Origin of the sequence: Litoribacter ruber (assembly GCF_018500185.1) — a bacterium.
GTDB classification, from domain to species: Bacteria; Bacteroidota; Bacteroidia; order Cytophagales; family Cyclobacteriaceae; genus Litoribacter; species Litoribacter ruber.
Window position 1 is genome coordinate 43096 of sequence record NZ_JAHBGI010000007.1, and the last position, 25456, is coordinate 68551.

The window sequence follows — 25456 nt, forward strand, 5'->3', positions numbered from 1 at the left end:
TTGTTGCCATTTTTCCGACATTCCTTTTGGTAGTGAGGAAAACGGAAGACCGAAGACCGAAGAGGGCTTGAAAGTAGATTTCAACCTCCTTTTCAATAGTCAGCCATATCTTGGCAAGAAAGCGGTATTCGGATTATGTTTTTGTTCCTATGGGAGCAGGGCCGCCACAGGGGGCAATAACGAAAAATTGAACATAGGTATGATTACCGTATGTTCAATTTTTCATTATCAAATAATCATAGTGGATTACTCTTTGGTGTCAGCGTCAACAGCTCTTTTTGCCTCTTCTTCTTCGGCAAGTTTAGAATCGTCTTTGTCTTTCTTTCTTTCAGATAGACCTTCTTCGATTGCAGAACCGATAGCTTTCACTAGCAAAGAGATGGATTTATACGCATCGTCATTGGCTGGGATAGGGAAATCCACCTCGTTAGGGTTGGAGTTTGTATCTACCAATGCGAATACAGGGATACCAAGCTTTTTTGCTTCTGAGATAGCGATGTGTTCTCTTTTGATGTCCACTACAAAAAGGGCTGCAGGAAGACGGGTAAGGTCAGCGATACCGCCCAATACGTTTTCAAGCTTTTCTCTTTGTCTGGAGATCATCAAACGCTCCTTCTTAGCCAGGTTTTTATAAGAGTCTTCCTTCGTCATTTTGTCGATGGTAGACATCTTCTTCAAAGACTTACGGATAGTAGCAAAGTTGGTCATCATACCGCCCAACCATCTTTCGGTGATGAATGGCATGTTGAGTCTTTTTGCTTCTTCAGCTACTAAGTCTTTCGCCTGCTTTTTGGTAGCAACGAACATGATTTTCTTTCCTGATCTTACGATCTGCTTGATTGCGTTGGATGCTTCATCAAGGCAAACGAGCGTTTTGTTAAGGTCTATGATATGGATACCATTCTTCTCCATGAAGATGTATGGCGCCATTCTAGGATCCCACTTTCTTGTTAAGTGTCCAAAGTGAACACCAGCATCCAGTAAGTCTTTATATTCTATATTAGCCATTATTGATATATATGTATCTTAAAATATATGTTTGAAAAAGCTCCCGGATTAACGCTTGGAGAACTGGAATCTTCTTCTTGCTTTTCTTCTTCCTGGCTTCTTACGTTCTACCATTCTAGGGTCACGAGTAAGGAAACCTTCTTTTTTCAACGGGCTTCTGTGCTCTTCGTTGAATTGGCATAGGGCTCTGGAGATAGCCATACGTACTGCTTCAGCCTGGCCTTTGATACCACCACCGTCTACGGTGATTTTGATGTCATAAGCGTCGTTCTCGTTTACTAGAGCAAGAGGCTGCTTTACAACAATTTGATGCAGGTCGAAAGGGAAGTAAACTTCTAGAGCTCTGTTGTTGACAGTGATCTCGCCTTTACCCGGCTGCATGTAAATTCTTGCTACAGACGTTTTTCTTCTACCGATTGTATTGATAACTTCCATTAGGTGCAGAATTAAAATTTAACTTCTTTAGGTTGTTGCGCTTCATGAGGGTGCTCGCTTCCGGCATACACGTGCAGGTTGCCGTAAAGCTTTCTGCCCAATCTGTTTTTAGGCAACATACCTCTTACTGCTTTTTCTACTAAGATGATTGGAGATTTCTCCATCAACATCTTTGGAGTAGCAATACGCTGACCTCCTGGATAGCCAGTGTGACGAACGTATACTTTCTCGTTCCACTTTCTTCCGGTTAGTCTAACTTTGTCTGCATTGATGACAATCACATTGTCGCCGCAGTCTACGTGAGGGGTAAAGTTTGGTTTGTGCTTACCTCTCAAGATTTTTGCTACCTCACTTGCAAATCTACCAAGTACTTGGGACTGGGCATCCACTACGATCCAGCCTTTCTGTACAGTAGCGTCGTTTGCCGATATGGTCTTATAACTTAAAGTATCCACTGTGTAAATGTTTAATAATTAGCTTGTTAAATACATTTTTCCCTCAAAAAGGGACACAAAGATAGAAGCTTTTCAATTCTAATGCAAAAGAATTGGAAGTTTACTGCCTAATTTTCACCGAAATAGCTAAAAAAAGCCATCAGTTCTATCGGGCGGTTTTTTCCAACTGCTTGACCAATACTGCGAAATCCTTGGGGTAGGGGGCCGTCACCTCTATTCGGGTGCCGTCTGTGCCATCAAACCCAATGGCGTACGCATGTAAGGACACTCTCTGCATGATTGGAAGCTCATCGGTGCCTTTTTTAAGATTGAATCGCCTTTTCAGATCTGAAAGATAAAGGTTCTTGCCCCCATATGTTTCATCACCACAAATCGGGCTCTTCAGATGGGCAAGATGCACCCTGATCTGATGGAGTCTCCCGGTGACCGGCCTGCACTCAATTAAGGTGTGGGCATAGTAGGTCTTTAGGGTGTTGAAATAAGTGGTGGCCTGCTTGCCTTCCTTATTTATCTTGGCGATTCCTTTATTGGTGGCAACCAGATTGCGGTCCACGAGTAGGTTTTCATACTCATGTATGCCCTCTGCCACGGCATGGTAGATTTTGTCGACTTTCCTGTTTTCAAACTGTATCGCAATGTTTCTGTAAGCCTCCTGGTTTTTGGCTATTACCAGGCATCCCGAAGTTTCCTTGTCTAATCGATGACACACCTGGGCATCAGGGGTGTACATCTTGGCCAAATGCAGGATGTTTTGCGCTTCATGTCTATCGTCTAAGGTCGATAGATAGGGAGGCTTGTTGATTATAATATAATCAGCGTTTTCAAACAGGATAAGGTCCTCAAAATCTATTTTCTTCATGCAGCTCGCGCCATTCCAATTAAGGCGCAAAATTAAGCTTAAAAGAATTGGAATCAAAATATTATTTTGGGGGCAATGGGACACAGAGGTACGCAGAGTTTAAAAAGGAGTTTCACAGAGCTCCTTCGCGGATTTCTCTCGCAAACCCGCTTGCCGGAGGGCAGGTTCCACGGATTTCGCAGATAAATGGGGTCGTAAACCGAGACGATGCGGTAATTGATGCTTCAAATGAATTTATCCGTGGAATCTTCGAAATCCGTGAGAGAAACCTTGTCTGTCCAAACTATTTCCTTAATATTATGGGTTCAAACTATTTAATACTGACTTTTAAATTTATGAAAAACTCTAAATCCTTTTCCATTAAAGTTATTTTCTTTGCCCTTTTGCTTACGGGTATGGCCTGTACGGACCTCCTGGCCCAAAAGGGCAATAATCAGCTTGCCATAGGCGCGGAGCTCGGGCCGGTGCTTACCGGTAGGTACCACGGTTATCAGTTCCAGCTTGGTCTGCCCATAAAGGCATATTATGGTGTGGGCAATCATGGGCAGCTGATGTTTAGGACGGGGCTGCATCATCTTTGGGTGCCTCCCGCAGAATTGTTCGAACCGACTAGGAGTGTATATGCCTATTTGGTTCCTCTTGGCTTAGGGTATAGAAGAAATTTCAATAATTGGTATTTTGAGGGAAGTGCTGGAGCTGCATGGGAAAAAAGCTTCACAAATACTGGAAATCCTTTTGTAGGGACCGTCTCTTTTGATCATTTCCATCTTAATTATGGAGTTGAATTTGGCAAGCAATTGCGGAATTTTGATGTTGGTTTATCCATCCAGAATAATACTATAAATGGTCAACCCGGTTTAATTCATACTGGAATGGTTGGATTTAAGGTGATGTATAAAATTGGTGGCTAAGCATGGCTAGGGTAATTTTTCCTATCTTTTTTGCTATAATTGTTAGTCTGCCAGCCATCTCTCAAGGCCGGCTTGCAATAGGTTTTGATGTGGCCAACAGAAAAGAACTCAGAAATTACATTGACCCTCAGGGGTACCTGCACAACCGCTATACCCCATTGTTTGCTTTGGGTGGTGTATTGAATTACCGCATTTCGGACAGGTGGGAAATAGAATCCGGGATCTATGAAACATCTTTTCATGAAACCATTAGTTATTACTACAAGGAGCCGGGTTATCGGCCCCTGAATGCCACGGGTTGGCAGGTTAACGGACTGCGGACTTTGCAGATTCCGTTGAGGGCTGTCTATGATCTAAACCTTGGATTCAAAAGATTGTCTTTTAATGTTGTAGGGGGAGTAAGCCTGTATAACCTCACTTCCAACATCAACCGATGGGGTGAAACTGGCCTTAGTCCCATCCCCGTTTATCCAAGACCGCCTGTCAATCTGGATTTGTATTATCAAAGCTATCCGCTCCGAAAAAGGAGCCTGGCTTTTGAAGGTGGGGTGGAATTGAGGTATCAGCTCTCCAATAGGATGGATTTGATATATCGGTACACCAGGCTTGTCGGGACCCGGGAGATGAACAAGATGATAGGTTACTATTCCATAGACAATCCTCCTACCCAATATGAATTTGAAGTCACATCCAAGGGCTCAGCTATTCACAATACCTTTTCGCTGAGATACAATTTTGGCAAAAATTCTAAAAACATCCCCAAGTATGAAAAATTTGAAGATTGATTGGTTATTGAAGTCAAGTACAGCATTGCTTTTTCTGTTTTTGCTCAACGGCCCCCTGCTGGCCCAAAAGGGCAACAGCCATATCGCCATCGGCCTGGAAGCCGGGCCTTCCTTGGGCTTTGGTTCGGAGGATTTTCCTTATCAGTTGGGGATCCCGGTAAAGGCTTATTTGGGTACCGGTCAACATGGTCAGTGGATGTTCCGGACGGGAGGGCATCTGTTTCCGGTTTCTTCACAAAACCTGCACGAATCCATCCGCAGGGCCTACCGTTATATCGTTCCAATAGCCTTGGGTTACAGGTATAACCTGGAGAACTGGTATGCCGAGGGTAGCTTGGGCGTGGGGCTGAACACTTTCGTACAGGTGCCCACAGATGCCCAATTTCAACGCCAAAGTTGGATCAATAGGGAACTCAATTACGGACTCGAGCTCGGGTGCCAAATGGAACGTTTCGATCTGGGCGTCTCGCTGAACAATAATGGGCCAATTCCACACAATACCATGTTTCTTGGTTTAAAGGCGATGTATAAGATAGGGCTTTGATGCATGGCTATGCCTAGTCTCCGTATTTGTTGATAATGGTGTGCTAGGTGGCATGGCCAATGGTTGAAAGCAAAATAGCTCCGGATACCTCCGGAGCCATTTTTTTTAAACCATACAAACAAATGAGTACTTTATTTAAGTCTATGGTTATTAAAAGCTTTGATGGGGTGAAATGTTTAAATGAAATAAGATTTTTTATAAATAATTAGTTGTCACGCCACAGGCAGCGAAAAACTAAAAGTCGATCCCTTGCCAATCGTACTTTCCACTTTGATCCTGCTTTTGTGGCCTTCTAGGATATGCTTGACGATGGCTAGGCCCAGTCCTGTGCCCCCGCCTTCCCGGCTTCTTGATTTTTCTACCCGGTAGAATCTTTCAAAGATGCGCTTTAGATCTTCCTCAGGGATGCCCTTGCCGTTGTCCCTCACGCTCACATGAAGCTTGTTTTTCTTCTTCTCTAGCCGGATTACCACTTCCCCGCCGTCATTATTGTACTTGATGGCATTAGAGATGAGGTTTTGGCAAACCCGGTAGATCTTGTCTTTATCGGCGTGGGTGACAAAGGTGTCGTTTTTGTCAAAATAGAACCTGACCAACACATCCCGTCTATCGGCTTTGTGTTCCAGCTGCTCGACTACTTCCAAGATCATGTCCTTGATGTCAAAGTTCTCGAAATGAAACTTGACCACCCCGTTTTCCATCCGGTTTAGAGTGAGTAGGTCTTGTACAAGCTTGTCTAGATTATTGAGGCTTTTGGCGGCCCTTTTTAGGAATTTATACCTTACTTCTTCGTCTTCCACGGCCCCATCCAGCAAGGTGTGCACATAGCCCTGTGCGGCAAAAATAGGGGTTTTCAATTCGTGGGAAATGTCCGCAATAAATTCCTTTCGGAAAACGGCATTTTTCTGCAGCGTTTCGATTTCCTTGTTTTTGGCTATCGCGTAGCTGTTGATCGTCTGGTTGATCTTCCTGAGTGGGGAAATGGAGGTGCGGTAGCTGTGTTCGGAAATGTCGGAAAGGTCCTTTTTCTGAACCTTTTCCAGCAACTGGTAGATATTGCTGATCTCCTTAAAGATCAAAAATTCCAGCGTGACATTGGTCAGTATATAAGAAAGGGAAAAGGAAAGCACGCCCGCCACTACCAAAAGGGTGGGAGTGGCGTCGTCCAGTAAAGATAGAAAGGCAACCGTGAGGGCTGCAATGGCCATGGCCAACAGGAAGGAAATCCCCCTGGATGTGGTCAGCATTTTAATTCATGTCAAATTTGTACCCTACTCCTTTTACAGTAGTGATGTATTCGTCACCGATTTTCTCCCTTACTTTTCGGATGTGCACATCCACTGTCCTTGCCAAGACAAAGACATCGGCGCCCCAGATATTTTGCAAGAGGTCATCTCTACTAAATACCATATTAGGGTTTTTGGCAAGAAAATACAATAATTCGAATTCTTTTTTGGGCAGGGTGATTGTTTTGCCGCTTTGATCGATGGTGTAACTGGTGCGGTCGATGACCAGGTCCTTGATCTTGATCTGGGACACTTCCTTTTCCTTCTTCGACTCTCTTCGGAAGAGAGCAGCTATCCGGCTGAGGAGTGCACGGGGTTTAATAGGTTTGGTAATATAATCGTCAGCCCCCACATCAAAGGCCGCCACTTCGGAATATTCTTCCGACCGGGCAGTTAGGAAGATGATAAAGGTGCTCTTCAGTTCTGGTATCTCCCTGATCTGTCGGCAGGTCTCCACCCCGTCCTGCAGGGGCATCATGATATCGAGAAGGATGACTTCAGGTTTGAAGCGGATGGCGGTTTTGACTGCTTTTACCCCATCAGAGGCTGTTTCCACTTCGTAACCTTCTTTTTCTAAATTGTACTTCAATAAATCAATGATATCAGGTTCGTCATCTACGACTAAGACTCTGACCTTACTTTTTTCGCTCATTGGAGATTGATTAGTGTGTCATGTTAAACCTGCCAGTTTTGGAAACCTGGCAGGTTTCCAGGTTTGAATACAATGCTAATTTAGAAAAAAGAATGGCAATTTTAATACTAATCGCTTTGAAGGGAAACCAATCCTTAATAGTCGGCAGGCTAATGTTAAAGGATTGTTAATGGATTTTGAATTAATTATTACGTAATCCCCGTGCTTCGGTGATTTCCATATCAAGTGCACCCACTACCAGGTTGGCTTTTATCTTCACCGGAATTTTGTTTTTGTCGTCTGTGATCCAGACTTTGATGGGATTGTCTCCGCTGAAGAGTTTGTTGTTTGGCATTATGGGCGAAAACTTGAAGGTTTCATATGAACCGATGCGCGTGTCTACTTTTTCTTTCCCTTCGTATATTAATTTTAGGTTATATATTTCCTTATCGAAAAAACCCTTGATATTAATTGTCTCCCCGGGCTTCACGCGGGTTAGGTCCATAGTCCTGAGCTGGTAAAAGCCGCTGACCATGTCCTGTACGTTTGGCGGGATTTCGTAGGATTGGGTCTCCACCACATTCCTGTTTTCACGGTCAAACAGTCTTACATTGGCCTTTTTGCCCATGTGGTCAAAGTCCACAATTTCATGTTTTCGGTAGTTTCCCTCTTCTATATGGCGGTAGGAGCGGTGCGGGATGAGCTTGGCGGTATCCAGGAGCGTACCCCAATTATCCTTTACTTTAAAGATTTTGAATATGCTCAGCGTTTTGCCGTACACGTCAATTTTGTACGCCGGTCGGTTGTTGATTTGCTGGATTTCGGGACTGGTGACCATTTTGGCTTCAGCGGCATTAAAGAAGAGGTACTTCACCTTGAAGGTGAGCTCCTCCCCATGCGAAAAAGCCTCATTTCTGGCCAAGTGCTTGGTATCCGCTCCCATCAGCATGATCAAAGAAATAAAAAAGAGAAGTGTTAATCTTATTTGCATGTTTTTTATTTCAATTGCCTCTTCTAACTCCAATGTTAATGGAAATGGTTCGCAATGTCACCTATCTCAATGTTAAAATTACTAAATAAGTTTCGTTCAACAATGCTTATTTTCTGTTGATAATCCCCTCGCGAATGTTTACTTTCACATAATATTTATACGTCAAAAACTACATAATCATATATGAGCGCAAACGCAGAAAAATTAAAAGCTCTCCAACTTACCATTGACAAGTTAGAAAAAACCTACGGCAAGGGTACGGTGATGAAACTTAGTGATAATCACGTACAAGATGTGCCTGCTATCTCTACCGGTTCCCTTGGCCTTGATATGGCGTTGGGTGTTGGGGGGATTCCTAGAGGTAGGATCATCGAGATCTATGGTCCGGAATCTTCCGGTAAAACGACCCTTTCCATGCACTGCATCGCTGAGGCGCAAAAGGCAGGCGGTCTGGCCGCATTTATCGATGCCGAACATGCTTTCGACAAGTCTTATGCCGAAAAGCTTGGAATTGATACTGAGAACCTCCTGATTTCCCAACCGGACAGTGGGGAACAGGCGTTGGAAATCGCCGAACACCTTATCAGGTCGGGTGCGATTGATATCATCGTGATCGATTCCGTGGCGGCTTTGGTGCCAAAAGGGGAATTGGAAGGTGAAATGGGAGACAGCAAGATGGGACTTCAGGCACGTTTGATGTCTCAAGCCCTAAGAAAGCTTACCGGTGCCATTCATAAAACCGGTTGTTCTTGTATCTTCATCAACCAGCTGAGAGAAAAGATCGGGGTGATGTTTGGTAATCCGGAGACGACTACCGGTGGTAATGCCTTGAAATTCTATGCCTCAGTAAGGTTGGATATCAGAAGAATCGGCCAGATCAAGGAAAGCGCTGACAACATCTTGGGTAACCGTACCAAGGTGAAGGTGGTCAAAAACAAAGTTGCGCCTCCGTTCAAAGTGGTGGAATTTGACATTATGTATGGAGAGGGTGTTTCCAAAGTAGGAGAGATCATCGATTTAGGGGTGGAGTTTGAAATCGTGAAGAAAGCCGGTTCTTGGTTCTCTTACGAAGGTACCAAGCTTGGCCAAGGCCGCGATGCGGTGAAAAACCTCTTGCTGGACAATCCTGACCTGATGGAAGAATTGGAAAGAAAGATTAAAGAAAAGGCTGGAATTCTGGCCGGAAAAGAAGATAAAGAGGCACCTGTAGAGGGCTGATTTTGATTTTTACAATTGGGAAAAGGCACAGGGATAATCGGGAGACCGGTTGTTCTGTGCCTTTTTTTATTTACAACTACAAAGGAGGTGTTTATTGGGTAAAGCAGATATTGTTAGTTAATCCTTTTATTTTAGTTATTTTTTAGTAACTTCATTGGCTTAAAGTATTTTAGCATGCTTGGGAGATAGAGAATGCCCCCTGGTTTGGTCATTTAAATTTAAGCGCATGAAATTAAGACTACTTTTTACAACAGCCTTGGCAGCTGCAGTTTTCTCCTGTGATACAGGAGAAAATGTCCCTTCCTCACCTGCAGATTTTGAGTTTTCTCAAGAGATGTTCATGGTCAGACAAGAGGTTCAGTTTTCTGATGTTCCTTCAGGGGCAGCAAAATATGAGTGGAAGTTTGGTGAGGGAGGGGTCTCAGATGCCAGAACTCCACGCTTTTCTTTTAACAACCCCGGGGTGTATCCGGTAACCTTACAGGTGACTACTGCAGGTCCAGAAACCCATTCTGCAACCAAAGAAATTAGGATTGGCCAATACTATATTAATCAGTTGTCACTAGAAGGTGTGCAAAATGATTATGAAGTCAAAGATGGTCTGACAGAGCTCTACGTTGTTGTTTCCCGACGGATGGAAGATTTGGAGGAAGTAGACCGTGTAGATGGTCTCTCTGCTGACCTGAATAATCTCCCCGCTACATTCGATTTGGATGAAGTGATGTTTGATGCAGGGCCAGAGTATTCCGTATTAAGGGTATATGATGCTTCTGATGATTCACTCGTAGCCATACATGATCAATTTGAGGCCGCTTCGGCTTTTGGGGATGTGCAGCCCACTGGAGAATATGACCATGAGATAAGGTCTTCCAGCAGCCTAGGGTCCAGAATGGTGCTAAGGTATAATGAAGGGGAGTAATTGACTTATCCACCATAAACCCACTTTACCAAGGTAAAAGTCATTAAACAAATAATCACCACAGTAATAAGGTTATGCAGTATTCCTACTCGGATCATGTATATCAGGGTAGAAGCTTAAAGATTTTTTCAAGTTCCTTATCAGAAATACTATTTTTTTGGGATTTGTCGAAAATTGAAGCTAGGTAAACTGTTTCCCGAGAGACTTTTAAATAAGTTATTATTCTTGCGCCTCCCGATTTACCTTTTCCTTTGGAATTGATGGCGAGTCTAATTTTATAGAAACCATTTCCAAGAGTAGTGCTTTGATCTGGCTTTTAAAACACTATAGCTCATCCAAAAGCTGTTTTGCTGACCGGGCTTTTAATTTACCTTCTTCTATAAGCTTTAATTCCTGAACAGCCTCTATTAGCTCTTCCAAGATTTGCGATTTGGAGGAGTCCTCAAGTTCTAAGGCTTCTAATTCTTTATATTTCTTTTTAAGTAATTTCCATTCCTTGATAGGAATGTAAACCCGGTAGTCTCGCCCTCACTATCTTGAATTATCTGGAGTTTCATGTTAATATTTTTTAATATGTTTTACGATTCAGCTTTTTCAAGCTAAAAATTATTCATGTAAATATAACAAGAAAGTTGCTGACCTTGTTGCGGTTACCCTCCATAAACCCACTTTACCAAGGTAAAAGTCATTAAGCAAATAATCACCACAGCAATAAGGTTGAGCAATATTCCTGCCCGGATCATGTCTCTCATTCTGATGAAACCGCTTGAAAACACAATGGCGTTTGGTGGGGTGGCGATAGGGAGCATAAAGGCAAAGCTGGCCGCTAGGGTAACCGGTATCACCAGCAGGTGCGGCGGAAGGTCCAGCCCCGAAGATATGCCTATCACCACTGGGATAAACAGGGTGGTCAGGGCAACATTGCTCATCAATTCAGTCAAAAACAGGGAAAGTAAAGTGAGTCCAATTACCAATACCCAAAGGTTTAATTTGTCAAAGCTGCTAACCCAAGTGCCCACCTGTTCCACCAGCCCAGAAGACTCCATGGCTTTGGCCAAGGATAGCCCCCCTCCAAAAAGCAATAAAATGCCCCATGGCAGTTTATCCATTTGCTTCCAGGTGATGAGTTTTTGGGATCCATCCCCGTCAGCGGGAACCATAAACATCAAAAGCCCCCCTATTAAAGCGATGTTGGTGTCATTTAAAAAGGTAATGCCCAAATGTTGGTTAATGATGCCTCGAAAAATCCAGGCAGAAGCAGTAAGCAGTACGATGAGGCTTACCCTTTTTTCGGCCTTTCTCATCGGCCCGAGATCCTGAAGTTGCTTGCTGATCATTTCACTCGAGCCCGCTAGGCTGGCTATGCGGTTAGGGAAAAGAAGATAATTCATCAAGATGAACATGATGGCCAGCATCACCACCCCAAGAGGTACTCCAATCAATAGCCATTGGTTGAACCCCATTTCCACCTGCAGAAATTGGCGCATCATCCCAACCATCACCACGTTGGGCGGAGTGCCGATGATGGTCATCACGCCGCCAATGTTAGCAGCGTAAGCGATGCCGAGTAGTAGGCTGAGGCAAAAGTTCTTAAACCCCTTATCTTCCATGATGAAAGGATTTTGACTTTTCATAAGCTGAATGATGGAAAGGGCTACCGGCAGCATCATCACCGCCGTGGCGGTATTGCTGATCCACATACTCAATATGAAAGTGGCAAGGTAGAAACCTAGGATTATGCCATTGGGCCTAGTACCTGTAAGGCTAATAAGCTTCAAGGCAATTCGCTTATGGAGCTGGTTGTGCTCCATGGCCAAGGCGATGATAAAGCCACCCATAAAAAGGAAAATAACCGGGTCGGCATAGGGCGCCGCCGCACTGGCAATGTTAAAAATGCCTATGGCTGGGAAAAGGATAATGGGCAGGAGTGAGGTTGCCGGTATGGGTACCGCTTCGGTAATCCACCAGCTCACCATCCAGGCAGCCACTCCCAGCACCCGGAGCATATCTGGCTCCTGTACCTGGAGGCTGAAAGCATAGAAAAGCAGAAACAGGGCAGGTCCCAGAAGAAGCAGGGCGGTTCTTGTGATTCTCGTCCGATCCATTCGATCTTGCCTTAAGCTGACCGTATTGCCTCTACGGGGTCAAGCTGCGCCGCCAATGTGGCTGGTACAATTCCCGATACAATTCCGATTGCCGAGGAAAGCCCCACCCCGAGCATGATGTTTTTGAATGACATGGTTACCTCCAAGCTTCCCAGCGGCACAAAGGTGAACAGGAACACTATTAATATTCCAGCAAGCCCTCCAAATAGGCTAAGGAAAGTGGCTTCAAATAAGAACTGTAGAAGTATAAAGTAATTTTTTGCTCCAAGGGATTTTTGGATTCCGATGATATTGGTTCTCTCCTTTACAGATACAAACATGATGTTGGCAATACCAAAGCCGCCTACTAAAATAGAAAAGCCTCCGATAACCCATCCTGCGATTCCGATGACGTCAAAGATAGATCCAATGGCATTTTGGATAAATTCCGATTTATTAAGGGCAAAATTGTCTTCTTGAGTGGGTTTGAGGCCCCTTTTACTTCTCATCAAGCCGCTCATCTCATTTTCCAAGGCGATCAGTCCTATATCATCATCCCGCCCCTTGGCGGCAATAGTAGGCTCAATACCAAACTGGCCCACATTATATAATTTGGTAAATGCCCCAAATGGAACCAGGATGGCTTCGTCCTTGGAGGGCATATCAAATAGGCCTTCCCCTTCTTCTTTGAAGAGGCCCACTATGACGAACTTGTTTCCTTTGATTTTGAGTTCCTTGCCAAGGGCTTCCTGTCCAGGAAATAGGGCTCTGGCGATTTTGACCCCTACCAAGGCCACATTTCTGGCCGAATTGATTTCCAACTCGGTAAAGAAACGACCGTTTTCCACGGGGACTTCATATACGTCTTTGTAGTCAAATACTACACCTTCCAGGTTGGCGCCCTGGTAAGAATTGCTGGCCGCCTTTATGGTTGCACTTGTGGAGGCGGAGATGGTCACGCCATCCGCATTTCTCAAGCGCTGCTTTAGGAATTGGTATTCCTGAAAGTTGGCCGTTGGGCGTTGGAAATATTTCCACCACGGGTATTCCCCTCCTCCTCCAAAAGGAAAACGGTCCACCCTGATAACATTGGTGCCAAGGAACGAAAAACTGGATTTAATGTTTTTCTCTAATGAGTCTACCAGTGTGAAAACTGCAATGATTGCAAAAATGCCTATGGTTACCCCCAATAGGGACAAAACCGTACGGGTTAGATTGGACTTCAGGGCTTGGATCGCAAACCTGAAACTCTCCCATATAAGTTTGATTATTATCACCTTAAATTACTTTACTTGAAAAACTATTTGCCAAGATAAGTAGAAATGGGCATAAATCTTATTATATTTGCAGTTTTTACGGCAATTGTGCTCTAAAGAAAAATCACGAAAACATTCAATCCTATATATGAAATTATCAGATTTCAAATTCGACGTTCCGAAGAAGCTAATATCCTTATATCCTACCGAAAACCGAGACGAGTGCAGACTAATGGTAGTCCACAGAAAGACCGGTGAAATCGAACATAAGCTGTTTAAAGATATAATTGATTATTTTGAAGAAGGGGACGTATTTGTAACTAATAATACGAAAGTTTTCCCAGCCAGATTGTATGGTAACAAAGAAAAAACCGGTGCCAAAATCGAGGTTTTTCTTTTAAGAGAACTTAATCAGGAATTGAGGTTATGGGATGTGTTGGTGGATCCTGCAAGGAAAATAAGAGTGGGCAACAAGCTTTATTTCGGGGACAGTGATCTTGTCGCTGAAGTAATCGACAATACCACTTCTAGAGGTAGAACAATCCGTTTCCTTTTTGACGGAACCGATGAGGAGTTCTACAAGGCAATTGATGAACTTGGTGAGACACCGATTTTGAAGGATCATATTGAGCGTGCGGTGGAGCCAGAGGATAGAGAGCGTTATCAGACGATCTATGCCCAGCATGTGGGTGCGGTAGCAGCCCCTACTGCAGGAATGCATTTTACCCATCACTTGTTGAAGAAACTTGAAATCAAAGGCGTTGAGGTAAGCCCGATCACGCTCCATATCGGTTTGGGGACTTTCAGGTCTGTGGATGTGGAGGATCTTACCAAACATAAAATGGACTCGGAAAACTATGATATTCCCGAGCAAACTGTTGAGTTGGTTAACAAGGCTTTGGACAGCAAAAAAAGAGTTGTTTCAATTGGAACCACATCCTTGAAAACTGTTGAGTCATCTGTGACTGCCAACGGAAGGTTGAAGAAAAGCTCGGGATGGACGGATAAGTTCATCATTCCTCCTTATGAATTCAAAATTGCAAATGCATTGGTGACCAATTTCCATCTACCTGAGTCTACGCTTTTGATGACAACTGCGGCATTTGGTGGTTATGATTTGATCATGAAAGCCTATCAGGAAGCTATCAAGGAGAAGTATAAGTTCTTCTCTTATGGTGATGCGATGTTGATTTTGTAAGGATGTTCGATGTCCGATGTCCGATGTCGGATGTTAATGAATATGGAAAGAGCTCTTAGGGGCTCTTTCTTTTTTTAGGGTGAAGGCGAGATAAAAGGGTAGACTTCCCTTATATTATTTCTATTTTTAGACCATGAAAAGATTTGCCGTAATTGTGGCGGGAGGGAGTGGTACCCGTATGGGCGCACCAGTAGCCAAACAATATCTGTCTATAGGAGGAATGCCTATTCTGATGCATACTTTGCGGAAGTTTCAAGTGGCCGACCCGAATATCAAGCTTGTTTTGGTTTTGCCTCAAAGTGATCATGGTTTTTGGAAAAAGATCTGTGAGGAACATAGCTTTTCAATTCCCCATTCCTTGGTGGCGGGCGGAAGTAGCAGGTTCCTATCTGTGAAAAACGGCCTTGATGCTATTGGTGAGAAGGAAGGATTGGTGGCCATCCATGATGGGGTGAGGCCATTTGTAAGCAAAGAGATTATTGAAGCTAGTTTTGAAATGGCCGCTTCACGGGGGAGTGGTATAGTGGTGGTGCCATTAAAGGATTCCATAAGGAAAGTGGATGCCAATGGCGCCTCAAAATTCGAAAAGCGGGACCAGTTCCGCCTGGTTCAAACTCCCCAAACTTTTCAACTGGCCAAAATTAAAGTGGCGTTCGAAGTGGAGGAGTTTTCTGATTTCACCGATGATGCCACTGTGTACGAATATCAGGGTTGGCAGGTGGCTTTGGTGGAAGGGGATCCATCCAACATAAAAATTACCACTCCCGAAGATATGGATTTTGCAGAGTTTCTTTTGAGCAGGTCAAAACCATTTACCGAATAATTACCACCGTTTACCGATTTTGGCTACGCATTGGCGGCTGGGCTGTAGGGTGTGATAGGCTTCTTCTGTAATTTTGATCCATAATCTTAAGCCAAAAACTATGAAAAGGACAAATAGAAGTAACAGCAACCTGACCCTGGGCATGATATTTTTAATTATCGGGCTGGTTTTGCTTTTGAAAACGATGGGATTCCTCTTTCCATCCTGGCTACTTACCTGGCCGATGATCCTAATTGTGATCGGGGTGATCAACCTTGTAAGACATGAACTGCAAAGCTGGTTTGGTTTTGCCATGGTGCTTCTCGGAGGCTTTTTCCTTATCAAAAGAGAAGTGGGGATACCCGTCGAGGTAGAGCCCTACATTTTACCGGCGGTATTTATTCTTTTGGGCTTCTTTTTTATCCTCAACCAAAGCAGAAGGGGTTCATTACCATTGTATGATTTTGAAAACTTTGGAAAAACAAAAAATGCGGGTTTTGAAGAAGCTACTTATGCCAAACCACAGCCTGATAATATAAGCGGTAGAACCATGGACGATTACATCAATGCCCAGGCGCTGTTTTCAGGAGTGGAGAAAAGATGCTTCACCAAAAACTTCCAAGGCGGTAAGATTTCGGCCATTTTCGGTGGGGTGGACATCGATTTTTCCAACGCTGATCTGGAAGGGGAGGCCGTGATGAATGTGGAGATAGCCTTTGGAGGGGTAAAGTTGATTATTCCCCCTCATTGGGATGTGGATATCAATGTAAGTAATATCGCGGCTGGGATTGAAGACAAGCGCTCATTTCCACACACCAAGCCTGACCCGACCAAGGTGCTTCGGATCAACGGAACCATGATTTTCGGAGGGTTAGAACTTAGGTCCTTCTGATGATGATGCGACTGATGCCAAAAGACTGGGGTGGGTGGTTGACCTTCTCCGGTTTTTTGATTTTAACATGGGCCGGGTTGGCCTATCTACTCCAATTTTATGGGTTGGACTGGAAGTTTGCCATCTATGATGTGCTTTTGCACTTGGCCCTTTTGGCTGTTTCTACTATCGTGTTAGAAAATATTTTCAGGTTTTACCGCCCCCAGCAAGGCAATAAATGGCTGGTCATTGTCATCCCATTGGTTTTAGGAGTTGTGGGGCTGTTTTTTGGGACTTGGGTTTTGAAGTGGGTTTTTCAAAATGAAGACGCCCGGCAGTTTTGGGAGTTTATTCTTCCAGTGAGGGGCTTGGTAATGCTTGTAGTTTTGATTTTTCTCAGCAGGATGTTGATCATGGGCGGGCGAATAATGGAGCAGCAGGCCCTACAAGAACATGAAACTTGGCTGGAGAAAACCGCCAAGGAAGCTGAACTGTATCATTTGCGCCAGCAACTCCAGCCCCATTTTCTTTTCAACAGCCTCAACTCCATCAATGCCATGCTGAAATCCCAACCGGAAAAGGCCAGGGCAATGATTCTGCAGTTATCTGATTTTTTAAGACAGACTGTCAAAAAAGACCACAAGCTATGGGGAACGATAGAGGAGGAAATGGCCTACTTGCAGCAGTATTTGGAAATTGAGAAAGTGAGGTTTGGCCACCGCCTGAGCGTACAAGTAAAAGTGGACCCGGCAGCCAAGGATACCCAGTTGCCACAATTGCTGGTGCAACCCCTGATCGAAAACGCCGTCAAACATGGGCTGTATGGGATGGTGGAGGAAGTAGCTATTGAGGTGACCGCCAACAGGGAAGGTCATTATTTGGCTATTTCTGTCTCCAATCCTTTTGATTCCTCTCAAAAGAATGGGAAAGGTACAGGATTCGGTCTCGAAGGCTTGAAAAGAAGGATGTTTTTGATTTTTGGGAGGCACGACCTATTGCAAACGCAAATCGCTGGAGATAACTTTATTGTTACATTGAAAATACCCCAACCATGAAGGTAATAATTGTCGATGATGAGCCCTTGGCCATTTCACTGATGAAGGAATATCTGGAGGCATTTCCGGAAATTGAAGTTATCCAGACCTGCCAAAATGGTTTTGAAGCTTTGAAAGCCATTCAGGAAAGTAAACCAGATCTGGTTTTTTTGGATATTCAGATGCCCAAAATCACTGGACTGGAAATGTTGGAGCTTTTGGACAACCCTCCGGCTATAGTCTTTACGACCGCTTTCGATGAATATGCCGTGAAGGCATTTGAGGTGAATGCGGTGGATTATCTTTTGAAGCCATTTTCGCAGGACAGGCTTGCCGTGGCCATTGAAAAGGCAAAGGCAAAAATGGGGAATGGGACTACGGGGCAGGAGCTAAAAGGGCTAGTGGACCATTCTTTTGAGGAGAAAATGTTCCGAATAGTGGTCAAAACCGGCAGCCATATCAAAGTCATTCCAATTGGGGAGGTGCAGTATGTGGAGGCTTCTGATGATTATATCTGCATCCATACGGCTGAAGGCCAGTTTATGAAAACCCAAACGTTGAAGTCCCTGGAAAAACGGCTGGATGAAAAGCAGTTTGTCAGAACCCACCGTTCCTTTCTGATCAACGTGCAAGAAGTCACCAAGCTGGAGCAGTATGAGAAAGAGGGGTATTTGGTGATATTAAAAAGTGGCGCCAAGATCCCGGTCAGCAAAAGTGGGTACACGAGATTGAGATCGGTGTTGGGGGGATGAAAAAAACTGTCCCGGGAGTCCAGGACAGTTTGCTTAATATTCGTCTTCGTTGAAGAAGAAGTCATCTTTGGTAGGATAATCAGGCCAGATTTCCTCAATATTTTCATAAGGCTCACCGTCGTCTTCAAGCTCTTGAAGATTTTCCACTACTTCAAGAGGAGCGCCAGAGCGGATCGCGAAGTCAATCAATTCATCTTTGGTAGCCGGCCATGGAGCATCTTCCAAATAAGACGCTAATTCTAATGTCCAATACATAGTCTTAATAATTTAATGTTGTCCGCCTTAACGGATTGCAAAAATATAAATTCTTTTAAGATTTTAAACTTTAACGGATAAATAGTTTTAAAGGTCTCTAAGGATATAGTTTTTCACGTCCACCTTGCGCTTGTAAGAGGCGATTTTGCGCTGCAACATCACATCAAACTTATCCTCAGAAGTGCGGAAATTCTCCGAATTTCCCTTGATGGTGTCAAGCTCACGCTGGTCCCTGCTGATCAAGTCTTTCAAGAGGTGACTTTTGAGTCTGTTTTGTTCAGCTAGGTCCTTGCCTTCAAAATTATCGTGCTTGGAGCGGATAAGCCTTTCCAGAAATGCCTTTTCAAATACCACGTCTGCAAAAAAGACGAAGCTTTTGGCGGATTGTTGCGCATCCCTAGGTTTTTTTATGGGTAGTTTTTTCCAGTCGGCCTGAAGCTGCTTTGCCGCTTCCAGGTTTTCTTTGCTGGTTGGGGCCTTGGCAAGTTTTTTCATTGCACTAGCCATGGTGTCTACCTTTTGGATGACCTCCCTAGGCGGCATATAGGACTCGGCTTGCGCTACCCTTTTGTATTTGCTGAAAATACGGTTGTTCAATTTTGAAAACTCATCCCATAGGGGTTGGCGTTTTTCTGCAGGTACTTTTCCGGCAGCCTTCCACTCTTTTTGGATGCGTTTGCTTATTTCAAATGCCTGCTTCACATCCCGAAGCTCAAAAGCTTCCCGGGCCTGGTTGAGCAGGGCTTCGTAATCCTTGATGTTTTCCTCCGCCTGAAGCGCCAACCCGTCAAAGTAGTCCTTTCTGTTGGCAAAGAAATGCTCAACAGCTTCATTAAACTCACTTTCAATCTCCTCTTCGTGCTCTTTGGCAACGGGGCCGGTTTTGATCCAGCGCAGTTTCAGGTTTTTAAAAGCCTCAGTGGTTTCCTTCCAATCGGTATTGTTTCTCATGGCTTCAGCCTCAAGAATCAATCCTTTTTTGATTTCAAGGTTTCTGGCACGGTTTGACTGGATGATTTCCTCCAGGTAAACTTCCAATTGGTTGAGTTCTTCGATTAGGGGAACAAAATTGCCCAATGCGTCATATTGCATGAGCGCATCTCTCAGGTGGATGAGTTTCATCAGGAAGGAACCTTTGTTTTGGTTCTCTTCAATATCCTTTTTAAGATTGGCGACCTTTTCTTTGACAAGTTCAAAGCGGTCCTCAAAATATTTGATAGTGGAGGCCTCGTCTTCTTTCACCTCGCCGATGATCCTATCTTCCTGATTTAAAAAGCCCTTAAGGTAGACTTTGCCGTCTTTTATGTATCCGTATGGATGCTCCATTGTGATCTAATAGGTTGGTGGTTAGTTTTAACTCCAAAGGTGGATTTCCTGCAAATTAATTAATTCAAAAGCATTTATCCTAAGAAAGCGCTATTTTTGCCATCTTTGTTAGAATTAATTGAAACATAAGATAAAAATAAATTCTATGAGTTCAGAAAAAATCATCTTTTCAATGGCCGGGGTATCCAAGATCTATCCCCCTCAAAAAAGAGTTTTAAAAGATATATACCTGTCCTTCTTCTACGGTGCCAAAATTGGTGTGCTGGGTCTGAATGGATCGGGTAAAAGCTCCCTGTTGCGTATCATTGCGGGTACGGATAAGGAGTTTCAGGGTGAGGTGGTGTGGTCTCAGGGCTATTCCGTGGGCATGCTTGAGCAGGAACCCCAGCTTGATCCTGGCAAAACTGTCAAAGAAATAGTGGAAGAGGCTGTTTCTGAAACAGTTAATCTTCTGAAGGAATTTGAGGCCATCAACGAAAAATTCATGGATCCGGCCGTTCTTGAGGACGCAGATGCGATGGAAAAGCTGATTGAGCAGCAGGGAGAAGTGCAGCAAAAGCTGGATGCCGCCAATGCTTGGGAACTGGATGTGATGTTGGATAAGGCCATGGATGCCTTGAGACTTCCTCCAAGTGATGCGATCGTAAAGAACCTTTCCGGGGGTGAAAAAAGAAGAGTGGCCCTTTGCCGTCTTTTGCTTCAGGAACCCGATGTCCTATTGCTGGATGAGCCTACCAACCACTTGGATGCTGAATCAGTGCACTGGTTGGAGCAACATTTGAAAAATTATAAGGGAACTGTGATTGCAGTAACCCACGATAGATATTTCCTTGACAACGTTGCCGGTTGGATTTTGGAGCTGGATAGGGGTGAGGGTATTCCTTGGAAAGGCAACTACTCAAGCTGGCTTGACCAAAAGCAACAGCGCTTGAAGCAAGAGGAAAAAACCGAATCCAAGCGCCAAAAGACGCTAGAAAGGGAATTGGAGTGGATCAGGATGTCGCCTAAAGCCAAGCAGTCCAAAGGTAAGGCTCGTTTGAATGCCTATGACAAACTTGTAGGAGAGGAAGCAAAGGAAAGAGAAGCGAAGCTAGAGCTTTACATCCCGCCAGGGCCGCGTTTGGGATCCAAGGTAATCGAGGTGAACAACGTTTCTAAAGCCTATGGGGACAAGTTGCTGTTTGATGATTTGTCTTTCAACCTGCCTCAAGGTGGTATTGTGGGGGTTATCGGACCAAACGGTGCGGGTAAATCCACTTTGTTTAAACTGATCACGGGTCAGGAAAAACCTGATGCTGGACACTTTGAGGTTGGAGAAACGGTGCAATTAGCCTATGTGGATCAGGAGCACGACACCTTGGATCCAAATAAAACTGTTTACCAGCTTATTTCTGATGGTAATGAGTTTGTGAAGTTGGGTAACAAGGAGATGAATGCAAGGGCTTATGTAAGTAAGTTCAACTTTGGTGGAGGAGATCAAGAAAAGAAAGTAGGCGTACTTTCCGGAGGGGAAAGGAACCGCGTGCATTTGGCGATGACCTTGAAAGAAGGTGGCAACCTGCTTCTTTTGGATGAACCTACCAATGATCTTGACGTGAACACCCTGAGGGCACTGGAAGAGGCGCTGGAAAATTTCGGTGGCTGTGCGGTGGTCATCTCTCACGACAGGTGGTTCCTGGATAGGATCTGTACACACATCCTTGCTTTTGAAGGTGATTCCCAAGTGTATTGGTTTGAGGGTAACTTCTCGGATTATGAGGAGAACAAAAAGAAGCGCCTAGGTGATGTGACGCCGAAAAGAATCAGGTATAAAAATCTGAAGTAGAGAAGAAAGGAGGCCGAGGATAGAAAATACCCCTTCGCGGAAAGAAAAGATCACAGAGATCCTCAGAGTTTAAATTTAAATGTTATACCGCCCTCAACTCCTGAAGTTGGGGGTGGTTTGTTTTATGAGCAAAAATTATGAGTGATAGATTGAGCAAGAATTTTATGCGTGGGGTCAGCATGTTGATCTGGTTATATTTGATTAATAAATACTGGTGGGAGGTTGAAGTGCCTCCTTATGTGTTACCTATATTGGTGGGCTTGGCGGTTATATCTTTTGTAAGCAGGATGATAATCGGTCGAAGAGAAATGAAGAAAAAGTTTTCCATTAAAAAATAGAATAATGGCATCCAAAAAGCTTGTTTCCTTATTAATGTATTTCTTTTCCGTGCTGATTTGGCTGGTGTTGCTGAACAAAATTTTTGGGGTGGTAAGCCTGCCGGATTTTCTCTTGCCATTGGGTATTATCATTGGCGTTATTCTTTTCATAATTAAAGCCATGATGGTTCGAAAAGAAATGAATGAATAGTAATATCCGTAGTTTTTTCTTTTTTATTTCCAGAGGAAAATTTGTAAATTTTAGGGTTGAGAAAAAAGGGATTTCGGACTTTTTGCTCCACAATGCTTTTTATCCTAAAGTTATTTTTTATGAAAACTTATTTTCTTCCAATTGCCCTGCTTACCCTAATTCTTGGTTCCTGCTCCTTAGGGGAACCTAAATGCGATGAGGTTTTTGTGACCACCGTCCCGCTGGACTACCTGAGGCGCAGTTGTGATCTGGGCGGAGTGGATAAGGATGCCGATGAGGTCGTGGTGGTGATCCGCAACCAGGCCGATCTCAACCGCCACATCCAATGCGAAAGCCTCCGGATCAACATCAATTTTGAGGAGAGTTTTCTGATTGCCGGGAAAATCAGGTCCTATGACTGTGGCTACTTGGCTGAGCAAAACACCGTGCTGGACTGTGGCAGGCTGGTCCACAAAGTTCTGGTTCAGTCAGAAGACTGCCAGGCAATAACCGTAGTCCCCTTTTTAGTTGTCATTCCTAGGTCCTTGGTCGATTATGAAGTGAGCCTGAAGGTGGATTACCTTTAAGCACTATCAACTTTCATGTTCACGTGTTTTTATGGCCTTTTGGGACGGATTTTCTTCTGGAAGTTCAGGTATGGACTGCGTCATTCCATCCAGATCTGGCTGACCGGCATCAATCCAGGCCGTGTACCAGAAGTCCGCTATCATCTTAATAGACCTTTTCATATGTCTTTCCACCTGTCCGTCCAGCATGTCATGGTAGGCTTTGGTGAATTCTTTAGAATACACCCTTGTGGATATACCGCCTCTTTCCTCATAACTGTACTTCTTGTGTGAGGGGAATTTACGGGTAAGTTCTTTTTCAAACCTCAAAACACTGTCCAACGCCTCATGGGCATAGATTACGGCCTGCCAGGCGGTCAGTTGGGGTTGGGGAAGGTATTCGGCTTTGCCAATAAACAGATCATAATCATCCGAAAGGAGTTCCGGAATCCGGCTTTCCCAAAAAGCATGAATGCCCACCTGGTCGGTAAGTTGGCCGTTATAGTTTTTGGTGGTATGGAGGGGCACGTTGATGTCGGCAATATAATGGCCTAAGTCAGCGGCAATGCGGAGGATGGCTGCCTTGTTTTTGGCTCGGAAGGCTTCGGTCAGTTGGAGTTTGACCCGGTAAGCATTCCAAGGCCCAATACCGTATTTTCTCAAGGAATCCTCAGTAAATGTTTCCACGGCCTGCTGCCAGTGACGGGGGAGTTTGTAAACCGCGCTGTCCCCAAAGGCGTCCGCATCGATAAAGTGCTTTTCGGCCTCTCCGATCACCGCATAGCGTCGCCTGTCGGGGTTAACGGCATTTTCGGTGATAAACTGGATATTGGCCTTGAAAAAGCCGATCATTTCCGGAGGCAGGGAAAAGACTGCCAGGCGGTTGATTCTTTTATGGGCAAAAAATCCCCATGCGCCCGATTGCTGCAGGCTGATCAGGAGAAAAATCAAAAGGAAGAAGGTTTTTTTCATCAAAAAGTTGAGGCTAAAAAGTTAAGGCTATTAAAAATACCTAGAATAAAGCAGATTTAAAAGGTTTTATTCCGTACATTTGCATCCGTTACGACGGGTAAATATTTATAACTCCATGATTTCAAATTAATACGAGGTATTAGTTTTTGAAATCCTTTTGTATTTAAAAATTAATCAGTTAAATTTGCACTCCGATTACACATAGGGACTGTAAACAAGAAATAAGTAATAATATAAGATATGGCAAATCACAAATCCGCTCTTAAAAGAATTCGTGCCAACGAAGCTAAGCGATTGAGAAACAGATACCAGGCCAAGACGACAAGAACGTTTATCAAAAGGCTAAAAAGCACTACTGATAAGGCTGAGGCGCAAGAACTTTTCCAGAAAGTTTCTGGTATGATTGACAAATTGGCTAAGAAGAACATTATTCACAGAAATAATGCTTCCAACAAGAAGTCTAAATTGGCTAAGTTTGTAAACAGCATTGCCTAAGATATTGAAAGCAATTCGCTTTTGAAGAAAGCTCCATGAAAATGGGGCTTTTTTTTGTGCCCAATAATTTTTATTTTCATGGACTTTTCGATTTGCAAACAAGAACATTTTTCGAAATATCCATGGAACAATACTCCTCTATCAAGATTTCCGCGCTAGCGGAAGACGAACGGCCCCGTGAAAAATTATTGCTAAAGGGCAGAGCTGCACTTTCTGACGCTGAACTGATTGCCATCCTAATTGGGTCTGGAACCCGTTTTATGAGCGCAGTAGATCTTTCCAGGGTCATTCTGTCCAATGTCGACAATGACTTAGCACGATTGGCTAGGATGAGCATCAAGGATCTTCAGAAGTTTAAAGGAATAGGAGAGGCCAAGGCGATCAGCATTGTGAGCGCCATGGAGCTGGGGCGGAGGAGAAAACAGCTGGAGCAGGGCAAGAGACCCAAGATTCATTCTTCTGCAGATGTATATGAGTTGCTGAAGCCCGACCTGCAGGATGAGCCCATTGAGCATTTTTACATATTGCTGCTCAACCGGGCAAATGCGGTTATAGGTAAGCATAAGATTAGCCACGGAGGGACTAGCGCCACTATCGCCGATCCCAAGGTGATTTTTAAGTTGGCATTGGAGCACATGGCCAATTCCATCATCCTCATCCATAACCACCCTTCCGGAAGCCTCAAGCCTTCCCAAACCGATGTCAACCTGACCAAGAAACTAGTCGCGGTGGGCAAAAATTTAGAATTAAACATTATGGATCACGTTATTTTCACTGATGTTGGTTATTTTAGCTTTGCAGATGAAGCAATGCTCTGAATAGTCTATGAATACAAGGAATATCATACTAGCTGTCGTGGCCGTGGTGCTGCTGGCAGCGGTTTTTTATGCCCTCTCCGGGGGCGAAACACCCGAACAGTACCAGTCAAAAATTGAAAAGGAGAGAGAGCGGCAGTTCAAGTATCTAAAGTATAATGCCGATTCACCTCTGACCACGGAGCAAAAAAATGAACTGATTGAACTTGATTATTATCCCATTGACCAAAAGTATAGGGTGAAGGGGAGGATGGTGCCGGTGGAAAACCGCAAGATGCTCGAAATCCCCCTCACAGATGGGAATGTAGAAAAGTACATCAAGCATTCCTATGTGGAGTTTGAGCTTGACGGCAAGCCCCAACGCCTGCTGCTGCTTCAGTCTCCGCGTGAACCGGATCTAAGGAAGTTCTTTCTGGCTTTTGCCGATGATACCAGTGCTGAAGAAACTTACGGTGGAGGCAGGTATCTGGATGTCAAGCAAGAGGGGCAGCACACCGTCCTTATGGACTTCAATCTGGCCTATAATCCATATTGTGCCTATAACCCAGAATACGCCTGTCCGATCCCTCCAAAGGAAAACTTACTGGAAGTGCCGGTGAGGGCGGGGGAGAAAAATTACATCAAATAAGCTTTCTGCCACCGGCAATTATCTTAAA

28 protein-coding genes and 1 pseudogene are annotated in these 25456 nt (G+C 44.2%); 16 read left to right on the forward strand and 13 right to left on the reverse strand.

Annotated features, from left to right (window positions below; genetic code table 11):
• Nucleotides 1–246: 246 nt before the first annotated feature.
• From rpsB to KIH41_RS11255, 4 genes are all read right to left on the reverse strand, one after another.
• A complete protein-coding gene (rpsB, locus tag KIH41_RS11240; protein ID WP_213945844.1) occupies nt 247–1008 on the reverse strand; it encodes a 30S ribosomal protein S2 in 762 nt (253 codons plus the stop codon).
• A 48-nt stretch (nt 1009–1056) separates the two neighbouring features.
• Entirely contained in the window at nt 1057–1443 is a 387-nt protein-coding gene (rpsI, locus tag KIH41_RS11245) for a 30S ribosomal protein S9 (protein ID WP_213945843.1), read from the reverse strand.
• A gap of 11 nt (nt 1444–1454) precedes the next feature.
• Nucleotides 1455–1898 (reverse strand): 50S ribosomal protein L13, encoded by a 444-nt coding sequence (rplM, locus tag KIH41_RS11250; RefSeq protein WP_143962008.1) that lies wholly within the window; start codon nt 1896–1898, stop codon nt 1455–1457.
• 145 nt (nt 1899–2043) lie between these two features.
• A complete protein-coding gene (locus KIH41_RS11255) occupies nt 2044–2757 on the reverse strand; it encodes an RluA family pseudouridine synthase (RefSeq protein ID WP_213945842.1) in 714 nt (237 codons plus the stop codon).
• Between the two features lie 335 nt (nt 2758–3092).
• Here KIH41_RS11255 and KIH41_RS11260 point away from each other — a divergent pair, with 335 nt between their 5' ends.
• Genes KIH41_RS11260 through KIH41_RS11270 form a run of 3 tightly spaced genes read left to right on the forward strand, consistent with a single transcriptional unit; the run spans nt 3093 to nt 4997 of the window.
• Nucleotides 3093–3668, forward strand: a complete 576-nt coding sequence (locus KIH41_RS11260; RefSeq protein WP_214162441.1) for a hypothetical protein — start codon at nt 3093–3095, stop codon at nt 3666–3668.
• 2 nt (nt 3669–3670) lie between these two features.
• Nucleotides 3671–4453, forward strand: a complete 783-nt coding sequence (locus tag KIH41_RS11265) for a hypothetical protein (protein WP_214162442.1) — start codon at nt 3671–3673, stop codon at nt 4451–4453.
• Nucleotides 4434–4997 carry a hypothetical protein gene (locus KIH41_RS11270; protein WP_214162443.1) on the forward strand — a complete coding sequence of 188 codons (564 nt, stop codon included), beginning with the start codon at nt 4434–4436 and terminating at the stop codon, nt 4995–4997. The genes KIH41_RS11265 and KIH41_RS11270 overlap by 20 nt, the downstream gene beginning before the upstream one ends.
• 212 nt (nt 4998–5209) lie before the next feature.
• On the opposite strand, the gene KIH41_RS11275 is transcribed toward KIH41_RS11270, so the two are convergent.
• From KIH41_RS11275 to KIH41_RS11285, 3 genes are all read right to left on the reverse strand, one after another.
• Nucleotides 5210–6244, reverse strand: coding sequence for a sensor histidine kinase (locus tag KIH41_RS11275; protein WP_214162444.1), 1035 nt, complete (start codon nt 6242–6244; stop codon nt 5210–5212).
• Nucleotide 6245: 1 nt separating this feature from the next.
• Complete coding sequence (locus KIH41_RS11280; protein WP_214162445.1) at nt 6246–6935, reverse strand: response regulator transcription factor; 690 nt, start codon at nt 6933–6935, stop codon at nt 6246–6248.
• 181 nt (nt 6936–7116) lie between these two features.
• A complete protein-coding gene (locus KIH41_RS11285; RefSeq protein WP_394369810.1) occupies nt 7117–7914 on the reverse strand; it encodes a DUF3108 domain-containing protein in 798 nt (265 codons plus the stop codon).
• Nucleotides 7915–8088: 174 nt separating this feature from the next.
• Here KIH41_RS11285 and recA point away from each other — a divergent pair, with 174 nt between their 5' ends.
• Together recA and KIH41_RS11295 are read left to right on the forward strand one after the other, a co-directional pair.
• Nucleotides 8089–9123, forward strand: a complete 1035-nt coding sequence (gene recA / locus KIH41_RS11290) for a recombinase RecA (RefSeq protein WP_213945835.1) — start codon at nt 8089–8091, stop codon at nt 9121–9123.
• Nucleotides 9124–9349: 226 nt separating this feature from the next.
• Nucleotides 9350–10042 (forward strand): PKD domain-containing protein, encoded by a 693-nt coding sequence (locus KIH41_RS11295; RefSeq protein WP_213945834.1) that lies wholly within the window; start codon nt 9350–9352, stop codon nt 10040–10042.
• Nucleotides 10043–10145: 103 nt separating this feature from the next.
• On the opposite strand, the pseudogene KIH41_RS11300 reads toward KIH41_RS11295, so the two are convergent.
• The 3 genes and pseudogenes from KIH41_RS11300 to KIH41_RS11310 all read right to left on the reverse strand — a co-directional run.
• A pseudogene (locus tag KIH41_RS11300) lies at nt 10146–10328 on the reverse strand (type II toxin-antitoxin system RelE/ParE family toxin); the annotation flags it as partial.
• A gap of 364 nt (nt 10329–10692) precedes the next feature.
• Nucleotides 10693–12147 carry an SLC13 family permease gene (locus tag KIH41_RS11305; protein WP_214162446.1) on the reverse strand — a complete coding sequence of 485 codons (1455 nt, stop codon included), beginning with the start codon at nt 12145–12147 and terminating at the stop codon, nt 10693–10695.
• Between the two features lie 11 nt (nt 12148–12158).
• Nucleotides 12159–13403: an ABC transporter permease gene (locus KIH41_RS11310; RefSeq protein WP_213945831.1), complete on the reverse strand. Its 1245-nt coding sequence runs from the start codon at nt 13401–13403 to the stop codon at nt 12159–12161.
• 127 nt (nt 13404–13530) lie between these two features.
• Between KIH41_RS11310 and queA the strand changes: the two genes are divergently transcribed.
• The 5 genes from queA (at nt 13531) to KIH41_RS11335 (ending at nt 18039) form a co-directional block, all read left to right on the forward strand.
• Complete coding sequence (gene queA, locus KIH41_RS11315) at nt 13531–14580, forward strand: tRNA preQ1(34) S-adenosylmethionine ribosyltransferase-isomerase QueA (RefSeq protein ID WP_213945830.1); 1050 nt, start codon at nt 13531–13533, stop codon at nt 14578–14580.
• Nucleotides 14581–14713: 133 nt separating this feature from the next.
• Nucleotides 14714–15403: a 2-C-methyl-D-erythritol 4-phosphate cytidylyltransferase gene (locus KIH41_RS11320; protein ID WP_214162447.1), complete on the forward strand. Its 690-nt coding sequence runs from the start codon at nt 14714–14716 to the stop codon at nt 15401–15403.
• 100 nt (nt 15404–15503) lie between these two features.
• Nucleotides 15504–16274, forward strand: a complete 771-nt coding sequence (locus tag KIH41_RS11325; RefSeq protein WP_214162448.1) for a LiaF transmembrane domain-containing protein — start codon at nt 15504–15506, stop codon at nt 16272–16274.
• Nucleotides 16274–17308 carry a sensor histidine kinase gene (locus KIH41_RS11330; protein WP_214162449.1) on the forward strand — a complete coding sequence of 345 codons (1035 nt, stop codon included), beginning with the start codon at nt 16274–16276 and terminating at the stop codon, nt 17306–17308. The genes KIH41_RS11325 and KIH41_RS11330 overlap by 1 nt, the downstream gene beginning before the upstream one ends.
• Nucleotides 17305–18039 carry a LytR/AlgR family response regulator transcription factor gene (locus tag KIH41_RS11335; RefSeq protein WP_214162450.1) on the forward strand — a complete coding sequence of 245 codons (735 nt, stop codon included), beginning with the start codon at nt 17305–17307 and terminating at the stop codon, nt 18037–18039. The genes KIH41_RS11330 and KIH41_RS11335 overlap by 4 nt, the downstream gene beginning before the upstream one ends.
• 33 nt (nt 18040–18072) lie before the next feature.
• On the opposite strand, the gene KIH41_RS11340 is transcribed toward KIH41_RS11335, so the two are convergent.
• Both KIH41_RS11340 and KIH41_RS11345 read right to left on the reverse strand, forming a co-directional pair.
• On the reverse strand, nt 18073–18294 hold the full coding sequence (locus KIH41_RS11340) for a DUF2795 domain-containing protein (protein ID WP_010855875.1): 222 nt from the start codon (nt 18292–18294) through the stop codon (nt 18073–18075).
• A gap of 87 nt (nt 18295–18381) precedes the next feature.
• Nucleotides 18382–19620 (reverse strand): DUF349 domain-containing protein, encoded by a 1239-nt coding sequence (locus KIH41_RS11345; protein WP_214162451.1) that lies wholly within the window; start codon nt 19618–19620, stop codon nt 18382–18384.
• 145 nt (nt 19621–19765) lie between these two features.
• On the opposite strand from KIH41_RS11345, the gene ettA reads away from it, so the two are divergent.
• The 3 genes from ettA (at nt 19766) to KIH41_RS11360 (ending at nt 22539) form a co-directional block, all read left to right on the forward strand.
• The gene (gene ettA, locus KIH41_RS11350; RefSeq protein WP_214162452.1) at nt 19766–21445 is read left to right on the forward strand and encodes an energy-dependent translational throttle protein EttA; all 1680 of its coding nucleotides are present in this window, start codon (nt 19766–19768) and stop codon (nt 21443–21445) included.
• Between the two features lie 342 nt (nt 21446–21787).
• Nucleotides 21788–21973 (forward strand): hypothetical protein, encoded by a 186-nt coding sequence (locus KIH41_RS11355; RefSeq protein WP_214162453.1) that lies wholly within the window; start codon nt 21788–21790, stop codon nt 21971–21973.
• Nucleotides 21974–22092: 119 nt separating this feature from the next.
• Complete coding sequence (locus tag KIH41_RS11360; protein WP_214162454.1) at nt 22093–22539, forward strand: hypothetical protein; 447 nt, start codon at nt 22093–22095, stop codon at nt 22537–22539.
• Between the two features lie 6 nt (nt 22540–22545).
• Here KIH41_RS11360 and KIH41_RS11365 read toward each other — a convergent pair whose 3' ends face one another.
• Nucleotides 22546–23490: a zinc dependent phospholipase C family protein gene (locus KIH41_RS11365; protein ID WP_214162455.1), complete on the reverse strand. Its 945-nt coding sequence runs from the start codon at nt 23488–23490 to the stop codon at nt 22546–22548.
• 240 nt (nt 23491–23730) lie between these two features.
• Between KIH41_RS11365 and rpsT the strand changes: the two genes are divergently transcribed.
• The 3 genes from rpsT to KIH41_RS11380 all read left to right on the forward strand — a co-directional run bounded on the left by rpsT (nt 23731) and on the right by KIH41_RS11380 (nt 25428).
• On the forward strand, nt 23731–23985 hold the full coding sequence (rpsT, locus tag KIH41_RS11370) for a 30S ribosomal protein S20 (RefSeq protein ID WP_213945820.1): 255 nt from the start codon (nt 23731–23733) through the stop codon (nt 23983–23985).
• A 122-nt stretch (nt 23986–24107) separates the two neighbouring features.
• Nucleotides 24108–24803, forward strand: a complete 696-nt coding sequence (gene radC, locus KIH41_RS11375) for a RadC family protein (RefSeq protein ID WP_213945819.1) — start codon at nt 24108–24110, stop codon at nt 24801–24803.
• Nucleotides 24804–24810: 7 nt separating this feature from the next.
• Nucleotides 24811–25428 carry a DUF1684 domain-containing protein gene (locus KIH41_RS11380; protein ID WP_213945818.1) on the forward strand — a complete coding sequence of 206 codons (618 nt, stop codon included), beginning with the start codon at nt 24811–24813 and terminating at the stop codon, nt 25426–25428.
• The last annotated feature ends 28 nt before the right edge of the window (nt 25429–25456 follow it).

Coding starts and splice junctions, on each gene's coding strand:
- KIH41_RS11365 (WP_214162455.1), bottom strand. CDS start 23,490: ATGAAAAAAACCTTCTTCCTTTTGATTTTTCTCCTGATCAGCCTGCAG.
- KIH41_RS11270 (WP_214162443.1), top strand. CDS start 4,434: ATGAAAAATTTGAAGATTGATTGGTTATTGAAGTCAAGTACAGCATTG.
- queA (WP_213945830.1), top strand. CDS start 13,531: ATGAAATTATCAGATTTCAAATTCGACGTTCCGAAGAAGCTAATATCC.
- KIH41_RS11345 (WP_214162451.1), bottom strand. CDS start 19,620: ATGGAGCATCCATACGGATACATAAAAGACGGCAAAGTCTACCTTAAG.
- rpsT (WP_213945820.1), top strand. CDS start 23,731: ATGGCAAATCACAAATCCGCTCTTAAAAGAATTCGTGCCAACGAAGCT.
- KIH41_RS11320 (WP_214162447.1), top strand. CDS start 14,714: ATGAAAAGATTTGCCGTAATTGTGGCGGGAGGGAGTGGTACCCGTATG.
- KIH41_RS11295 (WP_213945834.1), top strand. CDS start 9,350: ATGAAATTAAGACTACTTTTTACAACAGCCTTGGCAGCTGCAGTTTTC.
- recA (WP_213945835.1), top strand. CDS start 8,089: ATGAGCGCAAACGCAGAAAAATTAAAAGCTCTCCAACTTACCATTGAC.
- KIH41_RS11380 (WP_213945818.1), top strand. CDS start 24,811: ATGAATACAAGGAATATCATACTAGCTGTCGTGGCCGTGGTGCTGCTG.
- KIH41_RS11260 (WP_214162441.1), top strand. CDS start 3,093: ATGAAAAACTCTAAATCCTTTTCCATTAAAGTTATTTTCTTTGCCCTT.
- KIH41_RS11330 (WP_214162449.1), top strand. CDS start 16,274: ATGATGATGCGACTGATGCCAAAAGACTGGGGTGGGTGGTTGACCTTC.
- radC (WP_213945819.1), top strand. CDS start 24,108: ATGGAACAATACTCCTCTATCAAGATTTCCGCGCTAGCGGAAGACGAA.
- KIH41_RS11335 (WP_214162450.1), top strand. CDS start 17,305: ATGAAGGTAATAATTGTCGATGATGAGCCCTTGGCCATTTCACTGATG.
- KIH41_RS11360 (WP_214162454.1), top strand. CDS start 22,093: ATGAAAACTTATTTTCTTCCAATTGCCCTGCTTACCCTAATTCTTGGT.
- rpsB (WP_213945844.1), bottom strand. CDS start 1,008: ATGGCTAATATAGAATATAAAGACTTACTGGATGCTGGTGTTCACTTT.
- rpsI (WP_213945843.1), bottom strand. CDS start 1,443: ATGGAAGTTATCAATACAATCGGTAGAAGAAAAACGTCTGTAGCAAGA.
- KIH41_RS11280 (WP_214162445.1), bottom strand. CDS start 6,935: ATGAGCGAAAAAAGTAAGGTCAGAGTCTTAGTCGTAGATGACGAACCT.
- KIH41_RS11265 (WP_214162442.1), top strand. CDS start 3,671: ATGGCTAGGGTAATTTTTCCTATCTTTTTTGCTATAATTGTTAGTCTG.
- KIH41_RS11340 (WP_010855875.1), bottom strand. CDS start 18,294: ATGTATTGGACATTAGAATTAGCGTCTTATTTGGAAGATGCTCCATGG.
- KIH41_RS11355 (WP_214162453.1), top strand. CDS start 21,788: ATGGCATCCAAAAAGCTTGTTTCCTTATTAATGTATTTCTTTTCCGTG.
- KIH41_RS11255 (WP_213945842.1), bottom strand. CDS start 2,757: ATGAAGAAAATAGATTTTGAGGACCTTATCCTGTTTGAAAACGCTGAT.
- ettA (WP_214162452.1), top strand. CDS start 19,766: ATGAGTTCAGAAAAAATCATCTTTTCAATGGCCGGGGTATCCAAGATC.
- KIH41_RS11325 (WP_214162448.1), top strand. CDS start 15,504: ATGAAAAGGACAAATAGAAGTAACAGCAACCTGACCCTGGGCATGATA.
- KIH41_RS11275 (WP_214162444.1), bottom strand. CDS start 6,244: ATGCTGACCACATCCAGGGGGATTTCCTTCCTGTTGGCCATGGCCATT.
- KIH41_RS11305 (WP_214162446.1), bottom strand. CDS start 12,147: ATGGATCGGACGAGAATCACAAGAACCGCCCTGCTTCTTCTGGGACCT.